Origin of the sequence: Mesorhizobium sp. M7D.F.Ca.US.004.03.1.1, assembly GCF_003998635.1 — a bacterium.
GTDB classification, from domain to species: domain Bacteria; phylum Pseudomonadota; class Alphaproteobacteria; order Rhizobiales; family Rhizobiaceae; genus Mesorhizobium; species Mesorhizobium loti.
Genome location: NZ_RZQG01000785.1, coordinates 1 through 2,816 on the forward strand (window position 1 = coordinate 1; position 2,816 = coordinate 2,816).

Here is a 2,816-nt window from a genome sequence, read left to right on the forward strand (position 1 = left end):
GCCGCGCCCGTTGCAGGCGCGGCCGGGGATCAGCCCCGGCCCGAGGTCCATGAGGTGCGGCAGGAAATCCGGTTCGACCGCGGCCACCCCCGACCAGCTATAGGCAAGCGGCGGCAGGTCAGGCAAATCGAGATGCCTGGCGAGGCGCCGCCAGATGGTTTGCGGCACGCGCGTATCGGCGCCGGCACCAAGAATATGCATGCCGCCGCTGATCAGCCGGTTATCCGCGTCGAAGCGGAAGGTGAAGAGATTGCGCCGGGTGTCGCCGACACCTTGCCCGCCGGGAAGCAACCGGCTGCGTACTTCACGAGGCAATGGCGCTGTCGCGATCTGGAAGACTTTCAGCGGGAAATGGGTTCGCTGCAATGTCGGATTGAGGGCCCAGCCATAGGCGTTGGTGGCGATCAACCCCTTTGCGGCTCGTACCGATCCCGCCGGCGTTTTCAGCATCCAACCATCGGCTACGCGATCAACCGAGGTGACGCGCGTCTGCTCGAAGATCTTCGCGCCGGCCTTCTCCGCCGCATCGGCGAGCCCGCGCGCGTAGGTGACTGGATTGAGCACGCCGCCGGAACGATCCATCCAGCCGCCGATATACCCTGGCACGCCCGTCAGGGCTTCGATTTCCTGCCGATCCAATGTGACTGCCGGCCTGCCGCGCTGCGCCCATTGCCCCGCGCGTGACTTGACCTTCTCGAAGGCGGCAGGCGAATGCGCCGGCTGGATCCACCCGTTAGGCACGGCGTTGCAGTCGATGCCATGCTGCCGGATCAGGCGGAAAACCAGGTCGGCGCTGCCGGCGGCGAAATCGATCAGCCTTTCGCCGCGCGAAGGTCCGAGGTGGGCCAGTATGTCGACCGGGTCCATCTTGGCGAAGTTCGGTACGACGAAGCCCGCATTCCTGCCGGTCGCGCCCCAGGCGATGAATTCGGCTTCGAGAACGGCGACGGAAATGCCTTTCCCGGCGGCGTGCAGCGCGGTTGAAAGGCCGGAAAAGCCGCCGCCGACGATGGCCAGGTCGACATCGATCCCGCCTTGCAGCGCTGGCCGCTCGCGCCGGTTGCGGCTGACGGCATGCCACAGCGAAGCGCCTTGTGCCTCCTGCCGGATCACGGCATTCATGAGCCGGAACTGCTCTCGCCCGCAGCGATCTTCGCCCGCTTGCTGAAGCGGGGCCGCCGAGGCCTGTCGCCGAACAGGCCGTTCGGCCGGATCAGCAGGATGACGCAGAGCATAGCGCCGATGGCGGCGATCTGCAGCGCGGCGGCGCGCGCCTGCTGTTCGGGCGGGAACAGGATGCTGGTCAGCGTGCCCGATCCGGCCCATATCGCCCAGACCAGGATGCTGCCGATGACAGCGCCCAGATTGCTGCCAGAGCCGCCGACGATCAGCATCACCCAGACCTGGAAGGTCAGGATCGGCAGATAATTGTCCGGCGCGATGAAGCCGGTGAAATGCGCCTGCAGCGCGCCGGCCAGCGCCATGATAGCGCCGCCGACGGCAAAGGCCTGGACGCGATAGAAACGCGCGCTCTTGCCCAGCGATATCGCCGCCCGCTCATCCTCGCGCAGCGCCTTCAAGACACGTCCCCATGGGCTGCGCGACAGATGCTCCAAAGCGAGATAGGCGATCAGCGTGACGACCGAGACCACGGCAAGGTTGGACAGGTTGAACAGCAGCGGCGTCTCGGCAAGGCCGCCAAAGGGGCGCGGGATGAAGCCGATGCCGAACGGTCCGCCGGTCAACCTTTGCGCGTTGAGCGCGACCAGTTGCACGACGACGGCGACGCCGAAGGTGGTGATCGCCAGATAGTCGGATCGCAGCCGCAGCGTCGCCATGCCGGTAAGGGCAGCGGCGATGCCGCCGACGACCATGGCGCCGAGCCAGCCGACAAGGATCGGCAGGCCGAAGCCGCCCAGCCGCGCGGCATCGTCCGGTGTCGTCAGCAGCGCTGAGGTGTAGGCGCCGATGGCGACGAAGCCGGCGAGGCCGACATTGAACAGCCCGGTCAGGCCCCATTGCAAATTGAGCCCCAGCGTGACCAGCGAGAAGATCAGCGCGGTAGTCAGGAAGAAGGCGCCGTAGCCGAGCAGGTCCATCAGCGTTCCCTCACACCAAACAGGCCGATCGGCCGCGCGAACAGCACCGCCATCAGGATGATGAAGGAGACGGCGGCGCGCCATTCGGCGCCGATCAATTGCACGGCACCCGCTTCGGCGAGCCCGATGATCAGGCCGCCGAGCACCGCACCGGGGATGCTGCCGATGCCGCCGAGAATGGCGGCGGCAAACATCGGCAACAGCATGTCGAAGCCCATGAACGGGCGGATCTGCACCAGAACGCCGATCATCACGCCGGCGACGCAGGCAAGCGCCCCGCCGATGATCCAGGTGACGCGCACCACGCTGGCGACGTCGATGCCGACGATGCGGGCCAATGCCGCGTTCTGGCTCAGGGCCTGCATCGAGCGGCCGGTTTGCGTGCGCGTCATCAACAGATGCACGCCGAACACCAGCACCGCTGTCAGCAGCAAAAGCGCGATCTGGTCGGGCGTGATGCGGATGCCGAAGCCGACCGGCATGGCGATCTGGATCGCCCGGCTGAAATAGGTCGGCCGCGAGGTGAAGGTGAATTCGAGCAGGCTTCTCAGCGCCATCGAGGCGCCGAAGCTCGCCATCACCACGATGATCGCCTGGCCTTGCGAGCGAAGCCGCGCGAACAGCACTTTGTCGAGCAGCAACGCCAAGAGGGCGGTGAAGGCGATGCCGACGATCAGTGCCACAATCAGCGGCCAGCCGAAGGAGAGGGAACCAATG

Annotated in this window: 3 protein-coding genes; all 3 read right to left on the reverse strand. The window is 66.4% G+C overall.

Annotated elements, in window-relative coordinates:
* Positions 1–1,122, reverse strand: a 1,122-nt coding sequence (locus EN935_RS29780) for an FAD-dependent oxidoreductase (RefSeq protein ID WP_164771440.1), incomplete at its 3' end; no start/stop codon positions are given.
* Positions 1,119–2,102, reverse strand: coding sequence for a branched-chain amino acid ABC transporter permease (locus tag EN935_RS29785; RefSeq protein WP_164757519.1), 984 nt, complete (start codon positions 2,100–2,102; stop codon positions 1,119–1,121). The genes EN935_RS29780 and EN935_RS29785, both read right to left, overlap by 4 nt.
* Positions 2,099–2,816: branched-chain amino acid ABC transporter permease (locus EN935_RS29790; RefSeq protein ID WP_164771441.1), on the reverse strand; the 718-nt coding region annotated here is incomplete at its 5' end. The genes EN935_RS29785 and EN935_RS29790, both read right to left, overlap by 4 nt.